General features: G+C 70.1%; 3 protein-coding genes and 1 pseudogene. 3 read left to right on the forward strand and 1 reads right to left on the reverse strand.

The window, feature by feature from the left end; translation table 11 throughout:
- From AB0M20_RS40100 to AB0M20_RS40110, 3 genes and pseudogenes are all read left to right on the forward strand, one after another.
- Positions 1-281 (forward strand): annotated as a pseudogene (locus AB0M20_RS40100) (hypothetical protein); the annotation flags it as partial.
- Between the two features lie 184 nt (positions 282-465).
- Positions 466-1,050, forward strand: a complete 585-nt coding sequence (locus AB0M20_RS40105) for a hypothetical protein (protein ID WP_364306379.1) — start codon at positions 466-468, stop codon at positions 1,048-1,050.
- 4 nt (positions 1,051-1,054) lie between these two features.
- A complete protein-coding gene (locus tag AB0M20_RS40110; RefSeq protein WP_364306381.1) occupies positions 1,055-1,420 on the forward strand; it encodes a hypothetical protein in 366 nt (121 codons plus the stop codon).
- A 6-nt stretch (positions 1,421-1,426) separates the two neighbouring features.
- On the opposite strand, the gene AB0M20_RS40115 is transcribed toward AB0M20_RS40110, so the two are convergent.
- The coding region (locus AB0M20_RS40115) for a family 43 glycosylhydrolase (protein ID WP_364306383.1) at positions 1,427-2,076 on the reverse strand (650 nt) is incomplete at its 5' end.

Raw genomic sequence — 2,076 nt, forward strand, 5'->3', positions numbered from 1 at the left:
CCACCGCGATCGACGCCGGCCCGAAGGGGCGGGACGACGCCTACGGATACGGCCGGGTGGATGTGGTCGCGGCCCTCACCGCGGACGTACCGCCGGCTCCCGCCGAGAGCGCCGCGTCCTCCCAGGCGGCCGCGACGCCGGCCGACCCCGGCGACGACTCCGACCCGCGGGCATTTGCGCGGACGGTGCCTCTGCTGCTCGGCCTCGGCGCCGCAGGCATCGTGCTCATCATCGGCGCTGTCGTATTGATCGCGATGGCCCGGCGTAGGCGGGAAGGGTGACACCGGGGCGTGCAATGCCGGAGCGAAGGATGGGCGATAGGTGACCGGGCGACCGAGAACCCCGCACGGGGGTGGCGACGACGGAGGCGGTACGCCGCCACGCCGTCCCGATGACGGGTCCGGCGCTTCGCCTCGGCCTCGTGATGCATCCAGTGTCGGCGGGGCGCAGGACGCGACTGCTTCGATGGCACGGACCGGGCGGCCGAGTGGCAACCAGGCGCGCGAAACCACCCACGACAACTCAGCTCCACCGCAGGCGCACCCCGACGACGTCGCGCTGGCCGAGGTGATGAACCGCTATGACGCGCTCGGCGACGATCCGCCTCGCTTCGACATCGCCTCCAACGATGCCGCCCACCCGGCCGCGCACACCGGGGAACGGCACGGGCCGGACGTCCCGTTACAGCGAGACCCGAGCGGCCGGACCATCGAGGGCCGGATCTACGGAGATCCGCCCTGGGACCGCGCCGAGAACTGGTCGTATCGGTGGACCGACCCGTCGACCATGAACCGCGCGGTCAACGACTACGTGCGGCGGAACTGGGAAGCGATCCGCAGTGATCTGGCCCTGAACGGCCGGCACCGCGGCAGCTTCGATGCCGGACATCAGGTCGGCGAGGGCTATTACAACAACGGGATGTACGGCGCCGGGCCGCAGGCTTCGCGCTACGCGACGACGAGCTTCGCGCAGGTCCGGATCCAGCTCGTGCCTGGTTCGAACCCGCCCGTCCCCTTCGTCGTGACCGCCTTCCCGTCCGGACTACTGTGAGGCGATGATGTCCGACCTGCCCGAACCCTTGCGCCGGCGGATGGCTGAGCTCGACGGGATGGCTCCGCTCGAGACCGTGCGTGCGTTCCTGCGTGGTGAGGTCGCGGACGCGGAAAGCCTTGACGAGATTCGGGCCGGCCTGCGCGGGCTGGCCCAGGTGACCACGCGGGGGATCCGCCACGATCTCACCGCCCTGGAGGCACTGCTCGCCGAGCCGCCGCCGGAACCGGGCGCATTGGCCCGGCTGGTCGCCGCCGACGGCAACTGGGTCCTCGATGAGTTCTCGGAGGAGCGGGCGGCGCGCTTCCTCGGCGAGCTGGCCGCATTGCTCCGCTCCGTGCTGGACGAGGTCGAGCCGTCCCGATCCTGAGGTCGCTCACTCGAAGAGCTTGAGGCCCCAGCCTGTGTCTGTGGTGGCGCCCGGGACGTTTGCCCTTCGGTAGGTCGTGTTGCCCCACCAGCAGAACGAACCCGTGTACCAGTAGCGGTTCTCCCAGCTGTACGGCGTGCCCTTCGGGACCGCGTGGAACATCATCGGGAAGGTCGGGCCGGCCGGCGGGCTGGCCGCGATGTCGCCGTTGAGCAGGACGAAAGTGTTGTGGCCCGGGCCGTTCACCGACACCGTCGGGTCCCAGCCGGCCATCATCGTGGCCCTGTTGGAGCCGAAGATGCAGCCGTTCGACTTGTACCAGTCCCAGACGTAGGTCGGGTCGCCGCCGGCGCGCAGCCGCAGGTCGGCGATGCAGTACTGGTCGCTCCAGCTGCCGTTCGCCGAATACACGATGTGCAGCTGGCCGTTGGGGTCGCGGATCGCCTCGGGGCCCTCGTTGATGAACGGGTTGCCGACGACCCGCTCCCACGGCTCGCGCGGCTGCGAGATGATGTACCGCGGGCCGGACGCGGCCGACGGCGTTGCCATCCGCGCGATGTAGAGGTTCTGCTCGATGTTGGTGTCGCCCGCCCAGCCGGACCAGACGAACCAGCGCTGCCCGTTGAACGTGAACATCGTGCCGTCGATGGCGAACT

The organism is Actinoplanes sp. NPDC051633 (assembly GCF_040681735.1).
Classification (GTDB): Bacteria; Actinomycetota; Actinomycetes; order Mycobacteriales; family Micromonosporaceae; genus Actinoplanes.